At 71.5% G+C, this 23,828-nt stretch carries 19 protein-coding genes and 1 pseudogene; 5 read left to right on the forward strand and 15 right to left on the reverse strand.

Features of this window, described 5'->3' with window-relative positions; genetic code table 11:
• From V3T34_RS24325 to V3T34_RS24355, 7 genes and pseudogenes are all read right to left on the reverse strand, one after another.
• Nucleotides 1-214: pseudogene (locus V3T34_RS24325) on the reverse strand (porin family protein); the annotation flags it as partial.
• Nucleotides 215-546: 332 nt separating this feature from the next.
• Nucleotides 547-1,311, reverse strand: coding sequence for a peptidoglycan editing factor PgeF (pgeF, locus tag V3T34_RS24330; RefSeq protein ID WP_305077195.1), 765 nt, complete (start codon nt 1,309-1,311; stop codon nt 547-549).
• Between the two features lie 164 nt (nt 1,312-1,475).
• Nucleotides 1,476-2,549, reverse strand: a complete 1,074-nt coding sequence (locus V3T34_RS24335; RefSeq protein WP_305077127.1) for a class I SAM-dependent methyltransferase — start codon at nt 2,547-2,549, stop codon at nt 1,476-1,478.
• The gene (gene lgt, locus V3T34_RS24340; protein ID WP_305077128.1) at nt 2,546-3,451 is read right to left on the reverse strand and encodes a prolipoprotein diacylglyceryl transferase; all 906 of its coding nucleotides are present in this window, start codon (nt 3,449-3,451) and stop codon (nt 2,546-2,548) included. Before lgt ends, V3T34_RS24335 begins: the two co-directional genes overlap by 4 nt.
• Before the next feature lie 200 nt (nt 3,452-3,651).
• Nucleotides 3,652-5,214 (reverse strand): threonine ammonia-lyase, biosynthetic, encoded by a 1,563-nt coding sequence (gene ilvA, locus V3T34_RS24345; protein WP_305077196.1) that lies wholly within the window; start codon nt 5,212-5,214, stop codon nt 3,652-3,654.
• 112 nt (nt 5,215-5,326) lie between these two features.
• Nucleotides 5,327-6,409, reverse strand: coding sequence for an AbrB family transcriptional regulator (locus V3T34_RS24350; RefSeq protein ID WP_407942771.1), 1,083 nt, complete (start codon nt 6,407-6,409; stop codon nt 5,327-5,329).
• 68 nt (nt 6,410-6,477) lie between these two features.
• The gene (locus V3T34_RS24355; protein ID WP_305077198.1) at nt 6,478-7,446 is read right to left on the reverse strand and encodes a LysR substrate-binding domain-containing protein; all 969 of its coding nucleotides are present in this window, start codon (nt 7,444-7,446) and stop codon (nt 6,478-6,480) included.
• A 190-nt stretch (nt 7,447-7,636) separates the two neighbouring features.
• Here V3T34_RS24355 and V3T34_RS24360 point away from each other — a divergent pair, with 190 nt between their 5' ends.
• From V3T34_RS24360 to V3T34_RS24375, 4 genes are all read left to right on the forward strand, one after another.
• Nucleotides 7,637-9,226, forward strand: a complete 1,590-nt coding sequence (locus V3T34_RS24360) for a catalase (RefSeq protein WP_305077129.1) — start codon at nt 7,637-7,639, stop codon at nt 9,224-9,226.
• Between the two features lie 143 nt (nt 9,227-9,369).
• On the forward strand, nt 9,370-9,720 hold the full coding sequence (locus V3T34_RS24365; RefSeq protein ID WP_305077130.1) for a DUF1640 domain-containing protein: 351 nt from the start codon (nt 9,370-9,372) through the stop codon (nt 9,718-9,720).
• Nucleotides 9,721-9,792: 72 nt separating this feature from the next.
• Entirely contained in the window at nt 9,793-10,260 is a 468-nt protein-coding gene (locus tag V3T34_RS24370; RefSeq protein ID WP_305077131.1) for a cupin domain-containing protein, read from the forward strand.
• Between the two features lie 42 nt (nt 10,261-10,302).
• A complete protein-coding gene (locus tag V3T34_RS24375) occupies nt 10,303-10,692 on the forward strand; it encodes a RidA family protein (protein ID WP_305077132.1) in 390 nt (129 codons plus the stop codon).
• A 4-nt stretch (nt 10,693-10,696) separates the two neighbouring features.
• On the opposite strand, the gene V3T34_RS24380 is transcribed toward V3T34_RS24375, so the two are convergent.
• The 8 genes from V3T34_RS24380 to V3T34_RS24415 all read right to left on the reverse strand — a co-directional run bounded on the left by V3T34_RS24380 (nt 10,697) and on the right by V3T34_RS24415 (nt 19,764).
• Nucleotides 10,697-11,542 carry a metallophosphoesterase family protein gene (locus V3T34_RS24380; protein ID WP_060846611.1) on the reverse strand — a complete coding sequence of 282 codons (846 nt, stop codon included), beginning with the start codon at nt 11,540-11,542 and terminating at the stop codon, nt 10,697-10,699.
• Nucleotides 11,539-12,468 carry a diacylglycerol/lipid kinase family protein gene (locus V3T34_RS24385; RefSeq protein WP_305077133.1) on the reverse strand — a complete coding sequence of 310 codons (930 nt, stop codon included), beginning with the start codon at nt 12,466-12,468 and terminating at the stop codon, nt 11,539-11,541. Before V3T34_RS24385 ends, V3T34_RS24380 begins: the two co-directional genes overlap by 4 nt.
• A gap of 301 nt (nt 12,469-12,769) precedes the next feature.
• The gene (locus V3T34_RS24390; protein WP_060846609.1) at nt 12,770-14,971 is read right to left on the reverse strand and encodes a 3-hydroxyacyl-CoA dehydrogenase NAD-binding domain-containing protein; all 2,202 of its coding nucleotides are present in this window, start codon (nt 14,969-14,971) and stop codon (nt 12,770-12,772) included.
• Nucleotides 14,972-14,993: 22 nt separating this feature from the next.
• Nucleotides 14,994-15,524, reverse strand: a complete 531-nt coding sequence (locus V3T34_RS24395) for a DUF2059 domain-containing protein (protein ID WP_305077134.1) — start codon at nt 15,522-15,524, stop codon at nt 14,994-14,996.
• Nucleotides 15,525-15,529: 5 nt separating this feature from the next.
• The gene (locus tag V3T34_RS24400; RefSeq protein ID WP_305077135.1) at nt 15,530-16,738 is read right to left on the reverse strand and encodes an acetyl-CoA C-acetyltransferase; all 1,209 of its coding nucleotides are present in this window, start codon (nt 16,736-16,738) and stop codon (nt 15,530-15,532) included.
• Between the two features lie 93 nt (nt 16,739-16,831).
• Nucleotides 16,832-17,248 carry a DUF4259 domain-containing protein gene (locus tag V3T34_RS24405; protein WP_048425943.1) on the reverse strand — a complete coding sequence of 139 codons (417 nt, stop codon included), beginning with the start codon at nt 17,246-17,248 and terminating at the stop codon, nt 16,832-16,834.
• Between the two features lie 15 nt (nt 17,249-17,263).
• Nucleotides 17,264-19,057 (reverse strand): acyl-CoA dehydrogenase C-terminal domain-containing protein, encoded by a 1,794-nt coding sequence (locus tag V3T34_RS24410; protein WP_305077136.1) that lies wholly within the window; start codon nt 19,055-19,057, stop codon nt 17,264-17,266.
• Between the two features lie 245 nt (nt 19,058-19,302).
• A complete protein-coding gene (locus tag V3T34_RS24415; RefSeq protein ID WP_060846606.1) occupies nt 19,303-19,764 on the reverse strand; it encodes a MerR family transcriptional regulator in 462 nt (153 codons plus the stop codon).
• 495 nt (nt 19,765-20,259) lie between these two features.
• Between V3T34_RS24415 and V3T34_RS24420 the strand changes: the two genes are divergently transcribed.
• A complete protein-coding gene (locus V3T34_RS24420; RefSeq protein WP_305077137.1) occupies nt 20,260-23,721 on the forward strand; it encodes a hypothetical protein in 3,462 nt (1,153 codons plus the stop codon).
• Nucleotides 23,722-23,828 lie beyond the last annotated feature (107 nt).

Below are 23,828 nucleotides of genomic sequence, written 5' to 3' on the forward strand. Positions count from 1 at the left end.
CGGCCGGCACGCCGATCACGGTCGGGGCGCGGGTGTCAGCGGTGTTGAAGCCGTAACCGGCGTTGAAACCGGCGTAGAAGCCCGTCCAGGTGAAGACCGGCACCGGGGTGAAGACCGGCGGCGGGGCGACGCGACGCGGCAGGTCGGCGGCGAGAGCCGAACCGGCAACGAGGACGCCGGCGAGGGCGGTAGCGCTCTTGAGAAGCGACTTCATGGGAAACTGGTCCTTCCTACTATGCGGCGGAGGCCGCGCCCGTTTTCGGGTCGGTGGCCGTCCGAAGCAGTGTCCACGACATACCCCGGTAGCCCGGTGAAAGCTGTGTCCTCGCGACAACGCTGGTGAGTTTCACCGCGGCCTTAACGGCTGTTCATCGCGAGCATTCCCTTGGCTCCTTATCCCCCTTAACGCGCGCGAACGGCCAAGGTTCATCGGCGCACATATTTTTTTTCTACGCTTGCCCCAGCAATCCTAACGAAAGCCGAACGGCGCCCTAAGGCGGGCGGTTCGCGTGCGGAATCGCACCTGGGGAGGGGGCTGGAGCAGCGTCAGGGCGCGAGGGCGATCGCCGAGACGAGGCGGCCGTAATCGGCCTCCTGGCGGTGGGTGGTGCGGCGGTAGCTGAAGAATCGCTCCGGGTCGGCGTAGGTGCACAGGCCGAGATTGGCCACCGTGCCGATTCCGGCGCGTTGCAGCCGCGCGACGATGTAGGAGGGAAGATTGAACAGGCTGTGGGTCGGCCGCTCCGGGCTCACGGCGAAGTAGCGGGCATTCGCCGCGTCCTCGGCCTCGAAGCGCTCGCGGAACTCGGGCCCGACCTCGTAGGCGGAGGCGCCGATCGTCGGGCCGAGCACCGCGACGGTCCGGGCCCGGTCGGCGCCGAGGCTTTCCATGGCCGAGAGCGTCGCCTCGATCACGCCGGTGAGCGCGCCCTTCCAGCCGGCATGGGCCGCGCCGACGACGCGGTTTTCCGCATCGGCGAACAGGATCGGTCCGCAATCGGCGGTCAGGATGCCGAGGCCCAGGCCCGGCACCCGGGTCGCCATCGCGTCGGCGCGGGGACGCTCGGGGAAGGGCGCCTCGACGACCACGGCCTCCGCCGAGTGGATCTGGTAGAGGCTGACGAGATTGCCCGGCGCCAGCCCGAGCCGCTCCGTCATGCGGCGGCGGTTCTCGCGGACATGCTCGGGGTCGTCGCCGGAGCCGAGGCCGCCGTTGAGCGAGGCGTAGAGCCCCTCCGACACCCCGCCTTGCCGGGTGAAGAAGGCGTGGCGGATGCCGGGGAGCTGCAGGGCGGGCGCGTCGATGACCATGGCGGAATCGTCCTCGGGGAGCATCCCGCACCTTCGCCCGGCAATCGTGTCGAAAGCGGGAATCGAGGGCATTTTCCGATGAAGCGGATGCCGGTCGTCGAAGACAATGCGGCGAAATCAAAGACCTGGAGCGCTTCGCGAGTGCAACGCGATCGTGGGGCTCTCTAGAAGCCGGGAAGCGCGGGCTGGTTCGGTCCGGCGAGCCCCATCACCTTGAACAGGTGGCCCATGCCGCGGGTGGCGCGGTCGGTCAGGCGGTCGGCCCCGGCCCTGACGGCGGCGGCCTGCTCGGGATTCGCCCGGGCGGCGAGGCGCTCCGCCCGCTGGGCGAGGCCGAGGGCCAGGAGAAAGTCGGCCTGCGTCGCGGGTCCGTGCACCACGGCGCCTTCCCCGGCGGCGGCGCGGGCGAGGGCGGCGAAATCGACCTGGGCGGTGAGATCGGCCTCGCCGGGGGCGGCCAGGGGGTCGGCGAAGCGGTGGCGGACCACCGCCTGGAGCGTGTCGGCGGTGCCGCCGAAGAGGTCGCCGTAATCGATGGCGAGGAGCGCGCCGCCCTCGCGGGCGAGCCGGCCGGCGAGGTGGCGCGCGAGGTCGAGGGCGACCGCCGGCAGGGTCAGGACCGCGCCGGGCGCCCCGTCCGCGGCGATCTCGGGCGTCGGGTCCGGGCTCAGGCCGAAGGCGAGGGCATCGTCGGGCCCGAGGCCGATCCGGCGCTCGCACCAGCCGCGCTCGGTGCGCTGGTACTGGCGCACCGGCAGGGCGTCGAAGAACTCGTTGGCGAGCGCGATCATCGGACCGGCCGGCAGGGTGTCGATGCTCTCGTGCCAGGTCGGGGCGGAGCCCGGGAGTGCCCGGGCCTGGGCCGCCCGCAGCACTGGGCTCGTCTCGACGAGGTGGAGGTCGGCCGCCGCCAGGCAGTCGGGCGCGGCGGCGCGCAGGGCGCGCAGGGCGTCGGCCATCAGCGTGCCGCGTCCTGGGCCGAGCTCGACGAGGTGGAACGCGCCCGGCCGGCCGAGGCCGTGCCAGACCTCCGCGGTCCACAGGCCGAGAAGCTCGCCGAAGATCTGGCTGATCTCCGGCGCGGTGGTGAAGTCGCCGTTCGCGCCGAGGGGGTCGCGGGTGCGGTAGTAGCCGTGGACCGGGTGGCCGAGGCAGAGCGCCATGTAGCGCTCGACGGAGATCGGCCCGTCGAGGGCGATCAGGCGGCGCAGCTCGCCGAGGAGCGGCGTCTCGCTCACGTCGACGTCATCCCGGAGGACTCGGCCTCGACCGCGTTCCCGTCGAGCCGTGGCCGGGGCCGCGTGTCGCCGCGCAAAGCCCGCACGATGAAGATCGCGCCGACGATCACCATCGGCACGCACAGCAGCATCCCCATGGTGATGCCGCCGCCGAACGCCTCGACATGGGTGCCGAACAGGAAGCCGAGCTGCGGGTCGGGCTCGCGGAAGAACTCGCAGGTGGTGCGGGCGACGGCGTAGCCGACGACGAACAGGCCGCCGAGCAGCCCGGGCCGGCGGAAGCCGACGCGGCGCACCGCGAGCGCCATCAGGACGAACAGCACCAGGCCCTCGGCGACGGCCTCGTAGAGCTGGCTCGGGTGGCGCGGCAGCGGCCCGCCGTTCGGGAAGACGATGGCGTAGGGAAAGTCCGGCGCCGGCCGGCCCCACAGCTCGCCGTTCACGAAGTTGGCGATGCGCCCGAAGAACAGCCCGATCGGCACCACCACCGCGGCGAGGTCGAGCATCGCGTAGGTGTTGAGGCCGCGTCGGCGGGAGAACAGCACCAGCGCCAGGACCGCGCCGAGGAAGCCGCCGTGGAACGACATGCCGCCGCGCCAGATCGCCAGGATCTCGGCCGGGTGCGAGAGGTAGGCGGCGAGGTTGTAGAACAGCACGTAGCCGATCCGCCCGCCCATCACGACGCCGAGGGCGACCCAGACGATCAGGTCGTCGATGTCGAGGGGGGTGGGCCGGCGCACCGCGCCCCACAAAGACGGCGTCGAGACCAGGCGCTTGGCGTAGAACCAGCCGCCCACCAGGCCCACGATGTAGGCGAGGGCGTACCACTTGATCTGCAGCGGCCCGATCGCGACCGCGACGGGGTCGATGGCGGGGAAGGGCAGGGCGAGGAGCGGAGGCATCGGGGGGAGGTGAACCGGCGGCGCGGCGGCGTCAAGGCGGCTCTCGTGCCGCGCGAGCGTGGCGAGGGTGGGGCGTCACCCGCAGGAATATCCGAGTGCCGCGCCCCGTCCCAGGATCCCCTGAGCGCACCCCCCCCTTTCCCCATGGGAGAGGGGAGGTGCGTTCTAACTTTCTTCGGGCGAATCGAGCGGAGATCGCCTCACGCCGCCGGCGCCACTGCGGCGGCCGGCGACGGCACCGCCCTCGGCTGACCGTCGAGGAACAGCCGGTAGGCCGCGTTGTCGGTCTCGTCGACGTGCTCGTAGCCGAGCTCGGCGAGCGCCGCGGCGAACCGGCCGCGTTCCGATTCGGGCACCTGGATGCCGGCGAGCACCCGGCCGTAATCGGCGCCGTGGTTGCGGTAGTGGAACAGCGAGATGTTCCAGGTCACGCCGAGGCTGTCGAGGAACTTGAGCAGCGCGCCCGGGCGCTCCGGGAACTCGAAGCGCAGGAGCCGCTCGTCGGCGAGGCCCGTCACCCGGCCGCCGACCATGTAGCGGACGTGGAGCTTGGCCACCTCGTTGTCGGTGAGGTCCGTCACGGCGTAGCCGAGACGGCGCAGCTCCTCGACCAGGGCCTCCTTCTCGGGCCGGCCGCCGGAGAGCTGCACGCCGACGAAGATCTGCGCCTCTGCGCCGGGCGCGTAGCGGTAGTTGAATTCGGTGATGGCGCGCCGGCCGAGCGCCCGGATGAAGGCGCGGTAGCTGCCGGCCCGCTCCGGGATGGTGACGGCGAGCAGGGCCTCGCGCCGCTCGCCGATCTCGGCCCGCTCGGCGATGTGGCGCAGCCGGTCGAAGTTGAGGTTGGCGCCGCTGTTGATCGCCACCAGCGACCCGGCCCCGAGGCTGCCGCGGGCGGCGTATTCCTTGAGGCCGGCGAGCGCCAGCGCGCCCGACGGCTCGGACATGGCGCGGGTGTCGTCGAACACGTCCTTGACCGCGGCGCAGATCGCGTCGGTGTCGACGGTGATCACCTCGTCGAGGTACTGGCGGCAGAGCCGGAACGTCTCCTCCCCGGCCTGGCGCACGGCGACGCCGTCGGCGAACAGACCGACCGAGTCGAGGATCACCCGCTCGTCGGCCTCGATCGCCGCCTTCATGCTGGCGGCGTCGGCGGGCTCGACGCCGATGACCTTGGTCTCGGGCCGCATGAACTTGACGAAGGTGGCCACACCCGCCGCGAGGCCGCCGCCGCCGACCGGCACGAACACCGCCTCGATCGGGGCGCCGTGCTGGCGCAGGATCTCGAGGCCGATCGTGCCCTGGCCGGCGATCACGTCGGGATCGTCGTAGGGGTGGATGAAGGTCAGGCCCTGCTCGGCCTCCAGCGTCTTGGCGTGGGCATAGGCCTCGTCGAAGGCGTCGCCGTGCAGGACGACCTGGCCGCCGCGGGACTTCACGCCCTCGACCTTGATCGCCGGGGTGGTGCGCGGCATCACGATCACCGCGGTGACGCCGAGCCGCTTGGCGGCGAGCGCCACGCCCTGCGCGTGGTTGCCGGCCGAGGCGCAGATCACGCCGCGGGCGAGCGCGTCCGCGCCCAAGCTCGCCATCTTGTTGTAGGCGCCCCGGATCTTGAACGAGAAGACCGGCTGCAGGTCCTCGCGCTTGAGCAGCACCTGGGCGCCGAGGCGCTGCGACAGGCGCGGCATCGGATCCAGCGGGCTCTCGACGGCGACGTCGTAGACGCGGGCGCCGAGGATCTTCTTGATGTAGTCGTGCACGGCTTCAAACATGTCCGGAACGGGCGAGGGCGTCGCGCCGGGGCTCGAGCCCTCCAGCGCCGGGATAGCGGGTTTCGCAGCGGAATGCGAGCTTGACAGGTGCGCGAACGTCTCAGGCAGCGGGGGCGGCGCCCCGGGAGATCCACTTCGCCACCAGAGGGCCGGTGACGATGACGACGAGGAGCCGCAGGGTCTGCACCGCCAGCACGAACGAGACGTCGGAATGGGTGCCGACGGCGATGATCGCCACCGAATCGAGCCCGCCCGGACTCGTCGCCAGGTAGGCGGTCAGGAAGTCGATCGGCAGCAGGAAGGTCAGGCCCCAGGCCCACAGGCCGCAGAGCCCGATCAGCCCGAAGGTCGCGACCAGAACCGCCGGCAGGGCGTGGATCGTCGCCCGCACGGTGGCGGGGGTGAAGCGCAGGCCCACCGTCCAGCCGATGCCCGCATAGGCCAGCGCGAGGAGCCAGGACGGCAGCGCCATCGCGGCGAGCCCGGTGGCGTGGAGCGCGGCGCCGAGGACGAGCGGGCCGATCATCGCGCCGGCCGGCACGCGCAGCCGCAGGCCCGCCCAGGCGCCGACACCCGCGACCGCCAGGGTGGCGAGGACCGCCGGCGGCCCCGGCGCCATGTCGCCGCCCGGCACGGTCCCGCCGCTCCCGGCCAGCAGGCGGGCGACCACCGAGGCGGTGAGCGCCACGCAGGCGACCCGGACGTACTGCATGAAGGCGACGAGACGCGGATCGGCGCCGAATTCCTCGGCCATCGCCACCATGGCGGAGGCCCCGCCCGGCGACGAGCCCCAGGCCGCGGTGGTGCCGGGCAGGAGGCGGATGCGGGTGAGGATCCAGCCGGTCATCGCCGAGGCCACCACGGTGACGCCGACCACCGCCAGGATCAGCAGTCCGTCCTCCATCAGCGTCGCGACGATCGAGGCGTTGACGGCGTGGGCGACGAGGCAGCCGATCATCGCCTGCGCGGCCTGGAAGCCGACCTTCGGCACCCGGATCGGGGCGCCCCGCACCCCGAAGGCGATCGCCGCGAGCATCGGGCCGAGCAGCAGGGCGGCCGGGAAGCCGGCGAGCTGGAACAGCCCCGCCAGTGCGCCGGAGGCGAGGACGAGGCCCGCCCACAGGATCGCCATCCGCGCGAGCGGGCGGCGCGAGAGCGGAGGGGCGGGGGGCCTGGCATCCATGGCGGCGGGGGAATCGGGCACGGGAGCGCGGATCGGGTCGCGCTGGAGGAATCGTTGTGCACGAGCCGCTATACGGAAATCGCCGTCCTGTCGCCGCGCGGGGCGGTCGCGACCGGGTGACCGAGGGGCAGCGTTGCGTGAGGCGCATGTCGGCGGAAGAAGCCGGCGAGCTCGGCCAGTCCTTCCGCGCGGGGGTCGCTCGCCCGCCAGGCGAGCGCGATGGTGCGCCGCGGCCCGTCCGGGCCGAAGCCGCGGCAGACCGTGAGGCCGGTCGGGTCCGGCCCGGGCGGAGCGGCGAGGGCCGGCAGCAGGGTATAGCCGGCGCCCGCCGCCACCATCGAGCGCAGGGTCTCGAGGCTGGTGGCGTGGCGCCCGCTCGCCGGCCCGGCGCCGCAGGCCGCCGCCGCCTGGTCGCGCAGGCAGTTGCCCTCGTCGAGGAGCAGCAGGTCCGTGCCCGCGAGGTCGCCGGCCCGCGGCGCCGGGCCGGCGGCGAAGGCGTGCTCGGCCGGACAGGCGAGCAGGAACGGCTCGTCGAACAGCGGCGCGACCGCGAGCCCGGTCTCGGGAACCGGCAGGGAGACGAGCGCCGCGTCGGCCCTGCCCTCGCGCAGGGCATCCAGGATCTCGGCGGTGCGCCCTTCGCTGAGCGCGAGGGCGAGGTGCGGGAAGGCCTCGCGCAGGTCCCGCAGCACCTTGGGAAACAGGTAGGGGCCGAGCGTCTGGATCGCCGCGAGGACGAGGCGGCCGCGCAGGGTTCCGTCGTCGCGCCCCTCGCGGGCGACGAGCAGCAGCGCCCGCGCCTCCGCCAGCACCGCCCGGGCCTGGCGAACCACCGCCTGTCCGCCGGGCGTGAGCAGCACCCGGCGATTCGAGCGCTCGAACAGGGCGACGCCGAGAAACTCCTCGAGCTTGCGCACCTGGACGCTCAGGGTCGGCTGGCTGACGGCGCAGCGTTCGGCGGCGCGGCCGAAATGGCCTTCCTCGGCCACCGCCACGACGTATTCGAGATCGCGCAGGGACAGGCCGGAGACATTCATAGGCTGCATCTATCGCAAACTTCGCAACGATGCATTTGTTTTCGGGTCACGCAGGGGTCATAGGTTGGAGCGAGACCAGTTCGAGGGTGTTGGGCTGCCCGCCCACCGACCCCATGTGAGCGGTCTCTCGCACGGTGTCCCCGCGGTGATCCGTCCGGGCACCCCGTGCCTGCACGTCAAAGGAGTTTCCATGAGCGACCAACGCCCGATCCTGACGACCCGCCAGGGCCATCCGGTCCGCGACAATCAGAGCCTGCGCACGGTCGGCGAGCGTGGCCCGGCGACCCTCGAGAACTACCAGTTCATCGAGAAGATCACCCATTTCGACCGTGAGCGGATCCCCGAGCGCGTCGTGCACGCCCGCGGCGCCGGCGCCCACGGCTACTTCGAGGCCTACGGCACGATCGGCGGCGAGCCGGCCTCCAAGTACACCCGCGCCCGAGTCCTCAACGAGACCGGCGTGAAGACGCCGATGTTCGTGCGCTTCTCGACCGTGGCCGGCGCCAAGGAGAGCCCGGAGACCGCCCGCGACCCGCGCGGCTTCGCGGTGAAGTTCAAGACCGTCGACGGCAACTGGGACCTCGTCGGCAACAACCTGAAGGTCTTCTTCATCCGGGACGCGATCAAGTTCCCGGACATGATCCACGCCTTCAAGCCCGACCCGGTGACCAACCGCCAGGAGGCCTGGCGCTTCTTCGACTTCGTGGCGGCGCACCCCGAGTCGATCCACATGGTGACCCACCTGAAGTCGCCGTGGGGTATCCCCGCCAACTATCGCGAGATGGAGGGCTCGGGCGTCAACACCTACAAGCTGGTCAACGACCAGGGCGTGGCGCATCTGTGCAAGTTCCACTTCATCCCGAAGCAGGGCGTGCGCAACCTGACCTCGGCTCAGGCCGCCGAGATCCAGGGCCGTGACGTCGGTCACGCGACCAAGGACCTGTACGACAACATCGCCGCCGGCAACTTCCCCGAGTGGGAGTTCGCGGTGCAGATCATGCCGGACGGCCCCAACGACCAGCTGTCGTTCGATCCGCTCGACGACACCAAGCTGTGGCCGGTGGACCAGTTCCCGCTGCTGCCCTGCGGTCGCATGGTGCTCGACCGGGTGCCGGACAACTTCTTCGCCGATGTCGAGCAGTCGGCCTTCGGGACCGGCGTGCTGGTCGACGGGATCGACTTCTCGGACGACAAGATGCTTCAGGGGCGCACCCTGTCCTATTCGGACACGCAGCGCTACCGCGTCGGCCCGAACTACCTGCAGCTGCCGATCAACGCGCCGGCTCCGGGCGTGAAGACCGCGACCAACCAGCGCGACGGCCAGATGACGTTCTACGTCGACGGCGTCGGCGAGAACAAGCACATCAACTACGAGCCGAGCACCCTCGCTCAGGGCCTGCGCGAGGCGCCCAAGCCCGCGCGCGAGTACCACCAGCCGGTCGAGGGCAAGCTCGGCCGCTACCAGACCAGCCGCACCGAGGACGACTACACCCAGGCCGGCGTGCGCTACCGCTCCTTCGAGGATTGGGAGCGCGACGACCTGATCGCCAACCTCGTGGCCGACATGAAGGAGTGCCCCGAGGCGATCCAGCTTCGGATGGTCTGGCACTTCTGGCACGCCGACGAGGATTACGGCCGCCGCGTCGCGGAGGGCGCCGGCATCGACCTCGAGAAGGCCAAGGCCCTGCCGCCGCTGCCGGGCCGCGCCGCCCCGGGCCAGCGCCTGAAGCCCGAGACCTACACCGACGGCTCGCAGGCCCACAAGGTCGCGGCCGAGTAAGGCCGAAACCTCAACGACTTGAGTAAGTGACGAACCCCGCCCGGAGCGATCCGGGCGGGGTTTTTACTTAGGGAAAGGATGGCGGTGGAACGGTCGAGGGGCTACCCTCGATCGAGGCATGATCGCGTGCCCGGACGCGCTGCATGACCGCCGTCGCTTTCGACACCCTGAAGCTGGCTCGCACCCTGCGGGACAAGGAGAAGCTGTCGCCGGATCAGGCTGAGGGCTTCGCCGAAGCGATCTTGGAGGCGGTACAGGGTGATCTCGCGGTTAAGGCCGACGTGAAGGCGTCCGAATCGGCCCTGCGGACGGACATAACGACGGTCGAGACCAGCCTTCGCGCAAAGGTCAAGGTGGTCGCCAGCGACATCCGGACGATGGATGCGACGCTCCGATCCGAGATCAAGTCACAGGTGGCCGAAGCGAAGACCGACGTCATCAACTGGTCGTCGGGGCGATCGGCTTGCAGACCTTGGTCATCATCGGCGCGGTGATCACCCCGGTCCGCATCCTGAAGCCCTGACCCGGCGTTGTTTCAGGTCCGCCCCCGGACGAGGAGCCCCGCCATGGACACGAGCCCCGAACCCGGCACCGGCGTCACGATCGGCGGGATGCGGGTGCGCTACCTCGCTCGCAGCGACGCCACCGGCGACGCGATCGGCATCTACGCCGTCACCCTGGCGGCGCGCTCGCCCGGGGCGGGGCTGCACCGCCACGCCCGGTTGACCGAGGCGTTCGAGGTGCATGAGGGCGCGCTCACCCTGCGGTTGAACGACCGCGACGTGACGGCGGGCCCCGGCGAGTTCGTGCTGGTGCGCCCCGGCGAGCCGCATGCCTTCGCCAATCGCGGCGATGCCCCGGTGCGCTTCACCCTGACCTTCACCCCGGCGCTCCGTCGCGAGGGCTTCTTCGAGGGGCTGGCGGCATTGGCCAGGGAGGGCCGCCTGCGGGATGAGCCCGCGATGCGGGCCCTGATGGCGGTTTACGACCAGGAGCCGCTCGCCGGCTTCGCGGGCTGGAGCGAGGCCGGCTGACGCGCCATGCTGTCCGCGTGCCGAATCGGGAGGGCAGGGGACATGCGGCGGCGGATCGACGGCGGCTCCAGCTTCGAGCGCGACTACGGCTATTCCCGCGCGGTGGTGCAGAACGGCTTCGTGTTCGTCGCCGGCACCACCGGCTACGACTATGCCGCGATGACCCTGCCGGAGGAGGCCGGGGCGCAGGCGGAGGCGTGCTGGCGCACCATCGCGGGCGTGCTCGACGAAGCGGGATCGTCGCTGGAGCAGGTCGTGCGCGCCACCTACTACGTCACCGACCGCACGGACGCCGAGGCGGTGCTCACCGTCTGCGGCCGGGTGCTGCGGGAGATCCGGCCGGCCGCGACCCTGGTGGTGGTGGCCGGCCTGCTGCGACCGGAGATGAAGGTCGAGATCGAGGTGACGGCGGCCCTGCCGCCGGCCGCCTGATTCGTCACTCGGGGGCCGCGCACCGCGCCGCGCCCGATTCGGCGGCGTCGCACCAATCCGTGCCGGTCCACAGCCGCACCTGCACGGTGGCGACCCCGTTCTCCACCGTGATCCGGTTGTAGGCGTTGGGCTCGTTGCCGCGCAGCCGCGTCGAGGTGGCAGAGCCGGCCTGGACCGCGAGCAGGCGCCGGGCGCTCGCCTCGGCTACCGGCCGGTCGAGCTCGGCCTTCGGGCCGTCCGGGGTCGGCTCGGCGAAGCGGGCGTAGCCGCGGTGGAGATGGCCGGCGAGCGTCAGGCCGACATCGTGGCGCTGGAAGGCGTCGAGCGCCTCGTCGGCCCGGCCGACCAGGCGCGCCTCCTCGTCCCAGGGCGGCGGCATGAACGGGTGGTGGCCGACCACGATGCGAAACAGCCCCGGCGGCAGGGCGTCGAGCTTGGCTTCCGTGCGGCGGATCTGCGCCCGGGTGATCTTGCCCTGCGACCAGTCGGTCTCCGGCGCCCAGGTCCGCACGGTGTTGAGGCAGATCACCGCGATCTCGTCGTCCTGGAAGACCGGCTCGGTCTCGGGCGCGACGTAGCGCTTGTAGCGCCGGAACGGATGGAAGAAGCGCTGCCAGAGCCGGAACGGCGAGATGTCGTGGTTGCCCGGCACGGCGATCCAGGGATGCGGCAGCCGGTCGAGGAAGGCCTTGGCCTCCAGGTATTCCCGGGTGCGGGCCCGCATGGTGAAGTCGCCCGAGATGATGATCAGGTCCGGGCCGTCGCGGTTCAGCTCCGCCACCAGGCCTTCCACCACGGCCGGGTCGGTGCGGCCGAAATGCAGGTCCGAGATATGGGCGATCCGCTTCACCGGGGATCCTCCGCCGGTACGAGGACCCGCAGGGCGGACGCGCGAAGGCGGTAGTGCAGGGGTGGGGCGATCAGCACGACCTCTCCGTCGTTCATGACCCGCAGGGCCTTGCGGGCGTCGAGCGTCAGGGCGTCGGTCTCGTGCCGTTCGAGGTCGGGCAGGCGGCGCCACTCGCCGACAGCGAAGCCGAGCCCGAGCCGCACGAGCCGCGCCGCCGACAGGTTCTCGACGAGGTAGAGCGTGAGGTGCCCGCCGTCGACGCCCGCGCGCGAGAGAACCTGGCCCAATCCTTCCCGGTAGTCGCCGCAGACCACCGCCAGCGTCCGGAAGCGCACGCGCCGGCTCTCGCCCGCGAGGGTGAGCACGGCGCGGTCCCGCGGGTAGCGCCCGAGATGGCGCAGGAGGCTGGCCCCCATCCTGACCACGTCGAGCACGCCCATCCGCCCGCGCTTCGCCTCGCGGTGGCGGGCCATCCGGGCCGGCAGGCCGAGCACCGAGTTGATCAGGAAGACGTGGCCGTTGACCTCGCCGGCATCGATCGCCCGCACCGTGCCGGTCGCCAGCACCTGCACCGCCGCGTCGAGGTCGAGGGGCAGCCCGAGGTCCTTCGCCAGCAGGTTCATGGTGCCGAGCGGCAGGATGCCGAGGGGGACTTGCTTGCCGGTCAGGGCCTGCGCGGCGCAGGCCAGGGTCCCGTCGCCGCCGGCCACCGCCACGGCGTCGATATCGGGCATGGTCGCCGCGGCTTCCAGCCGTTCGGGCAGGGGCGCATCCGGGCGCGGCTCGGCCACCACGTCCAGGCCCGCCGCCTCCAGGCGCTTGCCGAGGACCTCCGGCGTCAATCCTCCATCGACCAGCGAGCCCGCCGCGACATTCGCCACCAGCACGATCCGGCGGGCGGGCGAAGGAGTGTTCTGATTCGTCACACGGTCGTTCCAGACGGCGAAGGCGCCGCCCGGACAGGATGCCCGTGATGCATCTCAGGCAGATGGCAGGGCGGGATCGTCTCGCGTTCGCTCTGATCTCATGCCCTCGCCCATCCCAACCCCCCGCCTCATCCTGAGGTGCGACCGAAGGGAGCCTCGAAGGAGGGCTCCAGACGTCTCGCGATCACTGGAACCCTCCTTCGAGGTCAGTCCATCTTCGATGGACTGACGCCTCAGGATGAGGTGTTGAATGGGGCGAGCCGGGCAAGCAGGTCGACCCGGCTTTCGCGCCGCGCGCCTGTCACGCGGCCTTCTTCGCCGCCTCGCCGTAGAAGGTGCCGCCGCGCTCGGCCATCGCCACCAGGGTCGCCGGCGGGGCGAAGCGGGCTCCGTGCTTGGCCTCCAGCGTGCGGCACAGCTCGACGAACCGCGCCGCGCCCATGAAGTCGATGTAGGACAGGGCGCCTCCGGTGAACGGCGCGAAGCCGAAGCCGAGGATCGAGCCGACATCGGCCTCGCGCGGATCGGTGACGACGCCCTCGCCGACGGTGCGGGCCGCCTCCAGCGCCTGGGTGACGAGGAGGCGCTGCTTCAGCTCCGAGAAGTCCACCGAATCCGGGTCGACCTTCGTCTCCTGCAGGTCGCGCAGCCCCGGCCACAGCTTCTTCGAACCCTGCTCGGGATAATCGTAGAAGCCCTTGCGGTTCTTGCGCCCGAGCCGGCCCTCGCCCTCGACCAGCGCCGTGAGCAGACGCTCCTGGTGCGGATTGACGGCAGCCTCGCCGACCTGTGCCTTCGTCGCCTTGACGATCTTGAGGGCGAGGTCGACGCCGACCTCGTCGTTGAGCGAGAGCGGGCCCACCGGCATGCCGGCCTGGCGCCCGGCATTCTCGATCATCGCCGCCGGCACGCCCTCGGCCAGCATCAGGTGGCCTTCGAGGATGTAGGCGCCGACGCAGCGGTTGGCGAAGAAGCCGCGGGCGTCGTTGACGACGATCGGGGTCTTCTTGATTGCCCGGACGTAGTCGAGGGCCACCGCCAGCGCGCGCTCGCCGGTCGCCTCTCCCATGATGATCTCGACCAGCATCATCTTCTCGACCGGCGAGAAGAAGTGGATGCCGATGAACTGCGCGGATCGCGACGAGGCCTTGGCGAGTCCGCTGATCGGCAGGGTCGAGGTGTTGGAGGCGAAGATCGCGTCGGGCCCGATCACCGCCTCGACTTTGGCGATCACCTCGGCCTTGACCTTCGGGTCCTCGAACACCGCCTCGACCACGAGGTCGCATCCGGCGAGCGCCGCGTAATCGCTGGTCGCGGTGATGCGGGACAAGAGCGCGTCGCGGTCGGCGGTCTTGGCGCGGCCCTTCATGATCTGGTCGGAGACGAGCTTGTGGGCGTAGGCCTTGCCCTTCTCGGCCGCTTCCGCCGACTGGTCGACCAGCACGACCTCGAGCCCGGCATTGGCCGAGACGTAGGCGATGCCCGCCCCCATGAAGCCGGCGCCGACGACACCGACCTTCTTGAGCGAGACCGCACCGACGCCCTTCGGCCGGCGGGCGCCCTTGTTGAGCTCGCCCATCGACAGGAACAGGGTGCGGATCATCGCGGCCGCTTCCGGCGAGCGCAGGATCTTGGCGAAGTACCGGCTCTCGACCTTGAGCGCCAAGTCCATCGGCAGCTGCAGGCCCTCGTAGACGGCGTGCAGGATCGCCTTGGCGGCGGGGTAGTTGTCGTGGGTCTCGCGGCGGTAGATGGCGTTGGCCGGCGGCCAGGTCATCATCCCGGCGGGGGAGTAGACTTTGCCGGACGGCGCCTTGAACTTCGGCTGGTCCCAGGGCGCGACGGCCGAGCCGCCGGCCTTGATCCACTCACTCGCCTTCGCGACGATCTCGGCGCGGGGCGCCACCGCGTGGGCGAGGCCCATGTTGCGGGCCATCAGCGGGCGGATCTGCTCGCCCTTGAACAGCATCTGCAGGGCGTCGCCGGTCTGCATCAGGCGGGCGACGCGCTGAGTGCCGCCGGCGCCCGGAAACAGCCCGACCTTGATCTCCGGCAGGCCGACGCGGGTCTTGTCGTCATCCGACAGCACCCGGTGGTGGCAGGCCAGCGCCAGCTCGAAGGCGCCGCCGAGGCAGGTGCCGTGCACGGCCGCCGCGAACGGCTTCCCGCAGGTCTCGAGCTTGCGGTAGAGGAGCGTCAGCCGGCGCGATTCCTCGAAGAAGAAGCGCATCGCCTCCTCCTCGCCGCGCTCGCGCGACAGCCGGGCGTGCTCGACGCCGAGGCCCTGGAGCATCGTCAGGTCGGCGCCGCCCGAGAAGGTGTCCTTGCCCGAGGTGATCACGCAGCCCTTGATGGCGGCGTCCGCCACCACGGCGTCGACGATCTGGTTGAGCTCGTCCATCACCTCCGGGGTGACGACGTTCATCGAGCGGCCGGGCATGTCCCAGGTGGCGAGCGCCACGCCGTCGGCATCGGTCTCGAAGCGGAAATTCGTGAGGTTCATGGCGAAGGCCTCGTGAGAGCGATTACGGCTTGGCCGGGGCGGGCACCGGGGCCGGTGCGGGCATCGGAGCGGGGGCGGGAGCCGCCCCGGGCGCGGGGGCCTGGCCGTTGCCCTGCTGCGACAGGGCCGCCAGCGAGAGCAGGTTCATCATCTTGGTCACCGCGTCCTTGGTGATCGTGGTGACCATCGAGGTCGGATCGGCGTTGAGCGCCTGGAACTTCTGGTAGACCGGGTCGTCGTAGATCGCCGCCAGCCGCTTCAGCTCGGCCGCATCGAACTTCTGCGCGTATTCCTTCGCGAGCCCGTCGACGAGGCCGTCGCGCTCCTGCGCGAAGGTCTTCTCCAGGTCCGGGCGCAGCTTGGCCGATTGCTCGGCGGTCATCGCCGAGAGGGTTTTTTCCTCGGCCTGCTTGAAGGCGGCCGTGAGGTTGCGCGTCACCGTCTTGGTGACGATGTCGCGGGCGAGCGTCAGGCGCTCGTCGTCGGCCCGGGCGGTGCCGGCCAGCACGAGGGCGAGGGCGAGCCCGGCGGCGAGGCGGGGGAGGGGACGCATCAGGCTCACACCCGCTCGATGATGGTGGCGGTGCCCATGCCGGCGCCGATGCAGAGGGTGACGAGGGCGGTCCGCTTGCCCGTCCGCTCCAGCTCGTCGAGCACGGTGCCGAGGATCATCGCGCCGGTGGCGCCGAGCGGGTGGCCGAGCGCGATGGCGCCGCCGTTGACGTTGACCTTGGCCGGATCGACGTCGAAGGCCTGGAGGAAGCGAAGCACCACCGCCGCGAAGGCCTCGTTGACCTCGAACAGGTCGATGTCACTGACGCTCATCCCGGCGCGCGCCAGCACCTTGCGGGTCACGTCGACCGGGCCGGTCAGCATCAGGGCCGGGTCCGAGCCGATATTGGCGAACGCCCGGATGCGGGCGCGGGGCTTCAGGCCCGCCTTCTCGCCGGCTTCCTGCGAGCCGATCAGCACCGCGGCGGCGCCGTCGACGATGCCCGACGAGTTGCCGGCATGGTGGACGTGCTCGACCGCCTCGACGTCCGGATGCGCGTCGATGGCGACGGCGTCGAAGCCGCCCATCTGGCCCATCTGCACGAAGGAGGGCTTGAGCGATCCCAGCGACTGCATGTCGGTGCTCGGCCGGCGGTGCTCGTCGTGGTCCAGCAGCGTCAGGCCGTTGACGTCGCGCACCGGCACGACCGAGTTCCTGAACCGGCCGTCCTCCCAGGAGCGGGCGGCGCGCTTCTGCGATTCGACCGCGTAGGCGTCGCACTCGTCGCGGGAAAAGCCGTACTTGGTGGCGATCAGGTCGGCCGAGACGCCCTGCGGCATGAAGTACGATTTGATGGCAATGGCCGGGTCGACCGGCCAGGCGCCGCCCGACGCGCCGATACCGATGCGGCTCATCGATTCGACGCCGCCGCCGACCGCCATGTCGTGCTGGCCGCTCATCACCTGGGCGGCGGCGAAGTTCACCGCGTCGAGGCCCGAGGCGCAGAACCGGTTGATCTGCACGCCCGGGACGTGGATGCCGTAATCGGCCACGAGCGCCGCGGCGCGCGCGATGTCGCCGCCGGCCTCGCCGACCGGATCGACGCAGCCCAGCACCACGTCGTCGACGAGCTTGGTGTCGAGGGAGTTGCGGTCCTTGAGGGCGCGCAAGGCGGTTTCGGCGAGGCGGAGCGCCGTCACCTCATGCAGCGAGCCGTCGGGCTTGCCGCGGCCGCGGGGCGTGCGGACGTGGTCGTAGATGTAGGCGTCGGGCATCTCGTCCTCCTCAGGCCGCCCCTTCTGGGGGGAGGCTCTGGCATGCTTCGCCGCATATCGCGAATGTTGGGCACTCGAGAGTGCCCGATGGTGCTACGCACCCTTGATGTCGTTCAGGCGTCGATCGAGATCGGTGACTCGTTCACGCCACTCGGCACTTTCGCCCACTTCGTCCCAGAGTTCCGCGATCTCCGAACCGTCCGTCAAGACCCGCGCGAGGGAGGCGCGGGCTTGTCCGATCAGCTCAGGAACGTCGCGAATCCTCGCCGCTTGAGCCGCGATGATGTCTCGTATGTCGTCGGGCAGTTTCCGATCCGGTCGATCATAGGCGGTCGCGACCATCTCGGCTGCAGCAACGGCATTTTGCCCTGCGTCGACCTCCAGATAGTCCGCTTGCGCCAGGGCCGACGCGAAAGCTTGCGCAATCGCGTCGATCTTGCCGTCCCGCACACGACAGAAACTCTCGAAAGCGCCGTCGTTCTCGAAAGCTCCCAGCCCCCAGGCACCCATGGTCGACCGCAGCGCCTAGAACAGCTCCGCCGGCACCGCCATCACGGCGTCCGACCCGGCCGAGATCCGGGCGAGCCGCGTGCCGGTCTCGGGCAGCACGCGCTCGACGTAGAAGCGGCCGGTGGCCAGCCGCGCGTCGAGGCGCTCGGCGATGCCCTCGCCGGAGGTCTTCTTCTCGGCGGTCGCCTTCGCGATCCGGCCCCACATGTAGCCCATGGCGACGAGGCCCATCAGGTGCATGTAGTCGGTCGCCGCGGCGCCCGCGTTGTCGGGCTTGGCCATGGCGTTCTGCATCAGCCACATCGTGGCCTGCTGCAGGTGGCCGAGGCTCTTCATCAGGGGGGCGGTGAACACCTTGAGGCTCTCGTCCTCGGCGTTCTCCTTGCAGAAGCCCTCGACCTCGGCGAGGAAGCGCATCATCGCCCGGCCGCCGTCGCGCGGCAATTTACGGCCGACGAGGTCCATCGCCTGGATGCCGTTCGCGCCCTCGTAGATCTGGGCGATGCGGGCGTCGCGCACGAATTGCGACATCCCCCATTCCTCGATGTAGCCGTGGCCGCCGAACATCTGCTGGGCGTCGACCGCGTTGGCGAAGCCCCGGTCGGTCAACACGCCCTTCACCACCGGGGTCAGCAGGCCCATGTGGTCCTCCGCCGCCTGGCGGGCGGCCGGATCCTCGGAGCGGTGGGCGATGTCGGCCTGGAGCGCCGTCCAGATGACCAGGGCCCGGGCCGCCTCGTTGAAGGACCGGATGGTCATGAGCGTCCGGCGCACGTCCGGGTGGACGATGATCGGGTCGGCGGCCTTCTCGGGCGCCTTGGCGCCGGTGAGCGAACGGCCCTGGAGCCGGTCGCGGGCGTAGGCGACAGCATTCTGGTAGGCGACCTCGGATTGGCCGAGGCCCTGGATGCCGACGGCCAGCCGCGCCTCGTTCATCATCACGAACATCGCGTTGAGACCGCGATTGGCCTCGCCGACGAGCCAGCCCGTGGCGCCGTCGTAGTTCATCACGCAGGTGGCGTTGCCGTGGATGCCCATCTTGTGCTCGATGGCGCCGCACGACACCCCGTTGCGGGCGCCCACCGTCCCGTCGGGCCCGACCAGGAACTTCGGCACCACGAAGAGCGAGATGCCCTTGGTGCCGGCCGGCGCGCCCTCGATCCGGGCGAGCACCAGGTGGATGATGTTCTCCGACAGGTCGTGGTCGCCCGCCGAGATGAAGATCTTGGTGCCGGTGAGCGCGTAGGAGCCGTCGCCGTTCGGCACGGCCTTGGTCTTCAGGAGGCCGAGATCCGTGCCGCAATGCGGCTCGGTCAGGTTCATCGTCCCGGTCCAGGTGCCCTCGACCATCTTGGGGAGGTAGGTCTGCTTCTGCTCCTCGGAGCCGTGCTCCAGGAGGGCGGCCATGGCGCCTTGCGTCAGGCCCGGATACATGCCGAGCGCGATGTTGGCGCCGGAGACGAATTCCTGCATCACGCTGTTGAGGGTATGGGGCAGGCCCTGGCCGCCATATTCGGCCGGCATCGAGAGGCCCATCCAGCCGCCGCCCGCGTAGGCGTCGTAGCCGGCCTTGAAGCCCTTCGGCGTCGTCACGCTGCCATCCGGGTGGCGGGTGCAGCCCTCCGTGTCGCCGACGCGGTTGAGCGGCGCCAGCACCTCTTCGCAGAGCTTCGCGCCCTCGGCGATCACCGCCTCCACCACGTCGGGCGTCGCGTCGGCGAAGCCCGGAAGGTTGCTGTAGCGCGCGAATCCGAACACGTCGTTGAGGAGGAACAGCACGTCCTCCACCGGCGCCTTGTAGCTCGGCATGTTTCCCCCGCTCCCAGGATCAGATCCTTCCCCGCGCACGGCGTCGGCCGCGGCGAGATAGTTCATATCTAAACTATCTCGGTGGGGAACGGAAGGGGGGCGACGCGTCGGCCAAGGTGTCACGGGTGAAACGGCCGGCAAGACGTCGCCGGCAAGACGCGGCCGGAACGGCGTATCGTGGTGTCGGATCGTCGGGTCACGGTTCCGGGCGGCGCCTGCCCCCGCAAGGCGCCGCCGGGCGGTCGTCAGGCGCTGGCGACGGCCTTGCCGTAGCCGCGCAGGGCCTCGAGCGCACGCTCGATCTCGGCCTTCTGGTTCTCCAGATGGGTAATCTGCTCGGCGACCTGGGCCGGGCTGAGGGCGAGCGCGCCGCCGGTCCCGGTCTCCGCCAGCTCGTCGCCGTCGACCATCGCGGCGATCTCCCGCAGCGTGAAGCCGAGTTCCTTGCCGCGCAGGATGGTGGCGAGGCGCGAGCGATCGTCCTCGGTGTAGAGGCGGGTCGTCCCGCGGCGCTGCGGATGCAGCAGGCCCTTCGCCTCGTAGAAGCGCAGCGCCCGCAGGGTGACGCCGAACTCCTCGGCGAGGTCGCCGATGGTCAGGGTCGCCGGCGCGGTCGAGCGCCCCGAGGGACGGCCGGTGCGCGACGCGGATCCGCCGGAGCGGACCGACGCCCCCCTGCCGCTCTCGGTCTGCCGATCATAAGCCATGCCGTCTTCCCCCGTTGGGCCGCGAGACGCGTCCGAAACCACCAGCACCAATCGGCACCGTGATGACACAAAGAAGGTCAAATGACCTCCCTTAGGGAAAGGTAAGGCCAACTTGGGCGTGTGTTACTTACGGTAAAAAGGCTTATGTATTAACAGCTTATAGCGAAAAACGGCTTACCGTTACGTTCCGGATCGTCGGCAAAAATCGCCCAAATCCGCCCGGCGCGAACCCGGATAACGCGCTGTGGTTGTGAACATAAATCGCTCAAAATCATGTTGCGTGCGCAACCGTATGGCAGCGATTCCATTCCCTGGCGGCCGCTCGGGCGGGTCCTTAACCACTTGTTTACCGTGTCGAACGAAAGTGCCCGGAGAAACCTTTCAGGCCGCGGCCGCTGACCGGATCTTCACGATCGAGCAGGGTGCCGGGTTTCGACCGGCCCCGGCCGGTGCCTATCCGCGAGACCCTTCGGCCACCCTTGCGCAGAGCCCGCCATGCGACGGACCGCTCCTACCCTCGACGCCTTCGATCCGGAGCTGCGCGACGCCGCCCGCGAGGCGGCACGGCGCGCCGGCCTGTCGGTGGATGAGTGGCTGGCGGAAGCGATCAGCCAGGGGTCGGCCCGAGCCGGGGTGCGTCAGCAACCACGCCGTGCGGCCGCGGGTTCCCGCCGCACCCGCAACGATGCGTTCCAGGCTCAGGCCTATCTCCCGGCCGATCCCGAGGAGACCCGTCGGGGCGACCGCTCGTGGCATCATGACGGACCGCGCCACCAGCGCCCCCGCGCGGCGCGCGGCCCGGTCGCCGAGCCCGTCCGTTCCCCGCCGGCGCCCGCGCAGCCGGTCCCGGCCCAGGCTCCGGTCACGGCCACGGCGATTCCGTCCGCTTCGATCCCGGCGACGATTTCGGGCGACGCCGCGCTTATCGAGGCCGTGGCGGCGATCGGCCGGCGCCTCGACGCGATCGACCGGCGCATCACCGAGGGCCGCGAGGCAACGGACGAGGTTGTCGCCAAGGCGGTGAAGGGCATCGAGACCCGCCTGTCCGAGACCGTCACGCGCGAGCCGGCCCCGCGCCCGGTCGGCCGGCGCGGCCGCCCGGTCCCCGACAGCCTCGCCGCCGCGGTGGCGGAGATCCGCCAGCGCCAGCAGCAGCTGGACGAAGGCTCTCCCGAGGAGGAGGGCGAGATCCTGGTCGACGGCCTGCGGCGCGACCTCGCCCGGGTGGTCGAGAGCACGGAAGCCGCCGCCGACGCCCTCTCGCCGGCCATCGCCGGCCTGCAGGCCGAGACCTCCCGCCTGCGCGAATCCATCGGCTCGCTCGCGACCAGCGGCGACCTCGTGACGCTGGAGCAGGCGGTCCGCACCCTCGCCGACGAGGTGCAGCGGGCCCGCGATCCGGCCGACCTCGTGGCGGTCGCCGGTCCCATCGACCTGATGCGGGTCCAGGTCGGCCGCCTCGCCGAGGAGGTCGCCGCCGACGTGCATGCACGGGTCGCGCAGGACGTCGAGCGTCTGGCCCGCCAGGCCGACGGCGCGCTCGACCCCGACCGCGCCGGCCTCGCCGACCGCGACGCGCTCGCCAAGCTGTTCGGAGAGCTCGACGAGATCCGCGCCCAGATCGCGATCCTCGCCGAGCCCGCCCGGGTGCAGAACCTCGCCCGGTCCGTCGACGAGCTGACCGAGACGGTGACCCGGCTCGGCGACGGCATGCTCGACAGCCCGGCGCTGATGAACGAGCTGCGGCCGCTGCTCGAGGAGATCCGTGAGGGCGTGCGCGCCCCGGCCGCGGATGCGCCGGCCCTCGTCCAGGGCATCGCCGACCTCGACCGCAAGATCGACGACCTCCGGGCCGAGCGGCGCGACCAGCCGAACGCGGCCGGCGACATCCTCGGGCGCATCGACGCCCTCTCGGCCAAGGTCGACCAGGTCGCGGCGGTGAACACCGTCGGCGACGTGATGGAGCGCCTCGAGCAGATCGGCGAGGCCCTGCGCCAGCCGGCGCTGCCGAGCAGCGACCTCGCGTCGATCCACGGCATGCTGCGCAGCCTCGCCGACAAGCTCGACCGGGTCGGCCCGGGCGCCGGCGGCGAGACCCTGGACGGGCTCGAGCGCCAGGTCCTGGCGCTGGCCGGCCGCATCGACACCCGCGGCAGCGACCCGGCGCTCGCCGGCCTCGAGCGGACGATGGGCGACCTCCTCGCCCAGGTCGCGCTCCTGCGCGACGAGGCGCCGATCCAGGCCGCGGCGGAGCGCGCCGCCCGCAGCGTCGCCGACTCGCTCGGGGCCGAGCGCAAGGGCGCGGTCGCCGCCGAGGGGCTGGGCGGCCTCCAGTCCGCGCTCGCCGACATGCGCGCCCAGCAGGCCGCGTCCGACAAGCGCATGCAGGCGACGATGGAGGGCGTGCACGCGGCCCTCGAGCAGCTGGTCGCCCGGTTGGCGCCCGCCGAGATCCGCGCCGAGGAGGCGGCGCCGGCACTCGCCGCGCCGCCGCGCCGCGCGGCCCGCAACCTGCGCGACACGCTGCGCGAGAGCGCCGCCCCGGCGGAGCGCCCCGCCCTCCGGACCGGACCGGCGAGCCCCGCCGACGAGATGCTGGAGCCCGGCGCCTCGCGCCCGCGCCAGCCGCAGGCCGCGCCGGCCGAGGCGCCCGCGCCCGAGATGCCGGCCGGCGACATCAAGGCGAGCTTCATCGCCGCCGCCCGCCGGGCCGCTCAGGCCGCCGCCGCCGAAGCCTCGGGCACCGCCGCCGCCATGCCGGCGGCCGAGCGGGACGGCGAGGTCCGTGGCAGCCTGGTCGAGCGGCTGCGGAGCGCGATCGAGCGTCGCCGGCGGCCGCTCCTCCTCGGTATCGCGGCGATCGTGCTGGCGCTCGGGACGCTGCAGGCCCTGCAGACCTCCGGTCCGCGGCTCGGCGGCGCAACGACCTCCCGCGAGGCCTCCGCGCCGGTCGACCCGGCCACGACCCAGTCGGTCGCCAATGCCGGCCCGAAGGCGCTCGCCGTCCCGGGCGATGCGTCGACCGCGAAGGCCGCCCCCGCCAAGCCCGAGGCCGAAGCTTCCGGCAAGCCGGACGTCGCGGCAAAGCCCGGCGACGCCGCCAAGGCCGGGGAGGCGGCCAAGGCCTCGGAACCCTCCAAGGCGGCCGATCTCGGCAAGGTCTCCGATCTCGGCAAGCCGCTGGAGCCGGCGAAGCCGGCGCTGCCGCGGGTCGCCGACATGGCGTCCCTGAGCGGCGACCTCTCCGGCATCCCGGCCGGCGCGTCCTCCCTGCGCCAGGCGGCGCTCGAGGGCGACGGCGCCGCGATCTACGAGCTCGCCAGCCGCACCGTCGATGGCCGCGGCCTGCCGCGGGACGCCGCACTCGCCGCCAAGCTGTTCGACCGTCTGGCGAATGCCGGCTACGCCCCCGCGCAGTACCGCCTCGGCAGCCAGTACGAGAAGGGCCTCGGCCTCGTCCGCGACCAGGACAAGGCCCGGCTGTGGTACGGCCGCGCGGCGATCCAGGGTCACGTCCGGGCGATGCACAACCTCGCGGTGATGCTGGCCGAGTCGGGGGCCGCCGGCGGCAAGCCCGACTACGCCTCCGCGTCGAACTGGTTCCGCAAGGCGGCCGAGTACGGCGTGCGCGACAGCCAGTACAACCTCGCGGTGCTCCTTGCCCGCGGGCTCGGGGTCAACCAGGACCTGGCCCAGGCCTATGGCTGGTTCGCCGCCGCTGCCGCGCAGGGCGACGACGATGCCGGCCGCAAGCGCGACGAGGTCGCGGCCAAGCTGGCTCCGAAGGACCTCGCCGCCGCCCGCGCCGCCGCCGAGGCCTGGAAGGCGAAGACGCCGGATCCGGTGGCGAACGATCCCCCGCCGATGCGGGTCGAGACCGCCTCGCCGGCCGGCGGCATGTCGCTGATCGGCGCGCCGCCGCCGCTCGCAGCGGGCCGGAGCACCGGCAAGGTCTGAACGGACCGAGGAACGACGAAGGGCGCGGAGCGATCCGCGCCCTTCGTCGTTCCGGGACAGGGACTCATTGCCCTTCCTGCCGCCCGGTTTCCCCAGCGGCGAAAACA

Source organism: Methylobacterium ajmalii (assembly GCF_036448855.1).
In the GTDB taxonomy this organism is placed as follows: Bacteria; Pseudomonadota; Alphaproteobacteria; order Rhizobiales; family Beijerinckiaceae; genus Methylobacterium; species Methylobacterium ajmalii.

What these genes read in the sequence shown, in the direction of transcription:
- pgeF (WP_305077195.1), bottom strand. Translation starts at nt 1,311, where the DNA reads ATGGTCATCGACGCGCCCGCCCTGCAGCTCCCCGGCATCCGCCACGCC.
- lgt (WP_305077128.1), bottom strand. Translation starts at nt 3,451, where the DNA reads ATGCCTCCGCTCCTCGCCCTGCCCTTCCCCGCCATCGACCCCGTCGCG.
- V3T34_RS24350 (WP_407942771.1), bottom strand. Translation starts at nt 6,409, where the DNA reads ATGGATGCCAGGCCCCCCGCCCCTCCGCTCTCGCGCCGCCCGCTCGCG.
- V3T34_RS24355 (WP_305077198.1), bottom strand. Translation starts at nt 7,446, where the DNA reads ATGAATGTCTCCGGCCTGTCCCTGCGCGATCTCGAATACGTCGTGGCG.
- V3T34_RS24360 (WP_305077129.1), top strand. Translation starts at nt 7,637, where the DNA reads ATGAGCGACCAACGCCCGATCCTGACGACCCGCCAGGGCCATCCGGTC.
- V3T34_RS24365 (WP_305077130.1), top strand. Translation starts at nt 9,370, where the DNA reads ATGACCGCCGTCGCTTTCGACACCCTGAAGCTGGCTCGCACCCTGCGG.
- V3T34_RS24370 (WP_305077131.1), top strand. Translation starts at nt 9,793, where the DNA reads ATGGACACGAGCCCCGAACCCGGCACCGGCGTCACGATCGGCGGGATG.
- V3T34_RS24375 (WP_305077132.1), top strand. Translation starts at nt 10,303, where the DNA reads ATGCGGCGGCGGATCGACGGCGGCTCCAGCTTCGAGCGCGACTACGGC.
- V3T34_RS24390 (WP_060846609.1), bottom strand. Translation starts at nt 14,971, where the DNA reads ATGAACCTCACGAATTTCCGCTTCGAGACCGATGCCGACGGCGTGGCG.
- V3T34_RS24395 (WP_305077134.1), bottom strand. Translation starts at nt 15,524, where the DNA reads ATGCGTCCCCTCCCCCGCCTCGCCGCCGGGCTCGCCCTCGCCCTCGTG.
- V3T34_RS24400 (WP_305077135.1), bottom strand. Translation starts at nt 16,738, where the DNA reads ATGCCCGACGCCTACATCTACGACCACGTCCGCACGCCCCGCGGCCGC.
- V3T34_RS24405 (WP_048425943.1), bottom strand. Translation starts at nt 17,248, where the DNA reads ATGGGTGCCTGGGGGCTGGGAGCTTTCGAGAACGACGGCGCTTTCGAG.
- V3T34_RS24410 (WP_305077136.1), bottom strand. Translation starts at nt 19,057, where the DNA reads ATGCCGAGCTACAAGGCGCCGGTGGAGGACGTGCTGTTCCTCCTCAAC.
- V3T34_RS24415 (WP_060846606.1), bottom strand. Translation starts at nt 19,764, where the DNA reads ATGGCTTATGATCGGCAGACCGAGAGCGGCAGGGGGGCGTCGGTCCGC.
- V3T34_RS24420 (WP_305077137.1), top strand. Translation starts at nt 20,260, where the DNA reads ATGCGACGGACCGCTCCTACCCTCGACGCCTTCGATCCGGAGCTGCGC.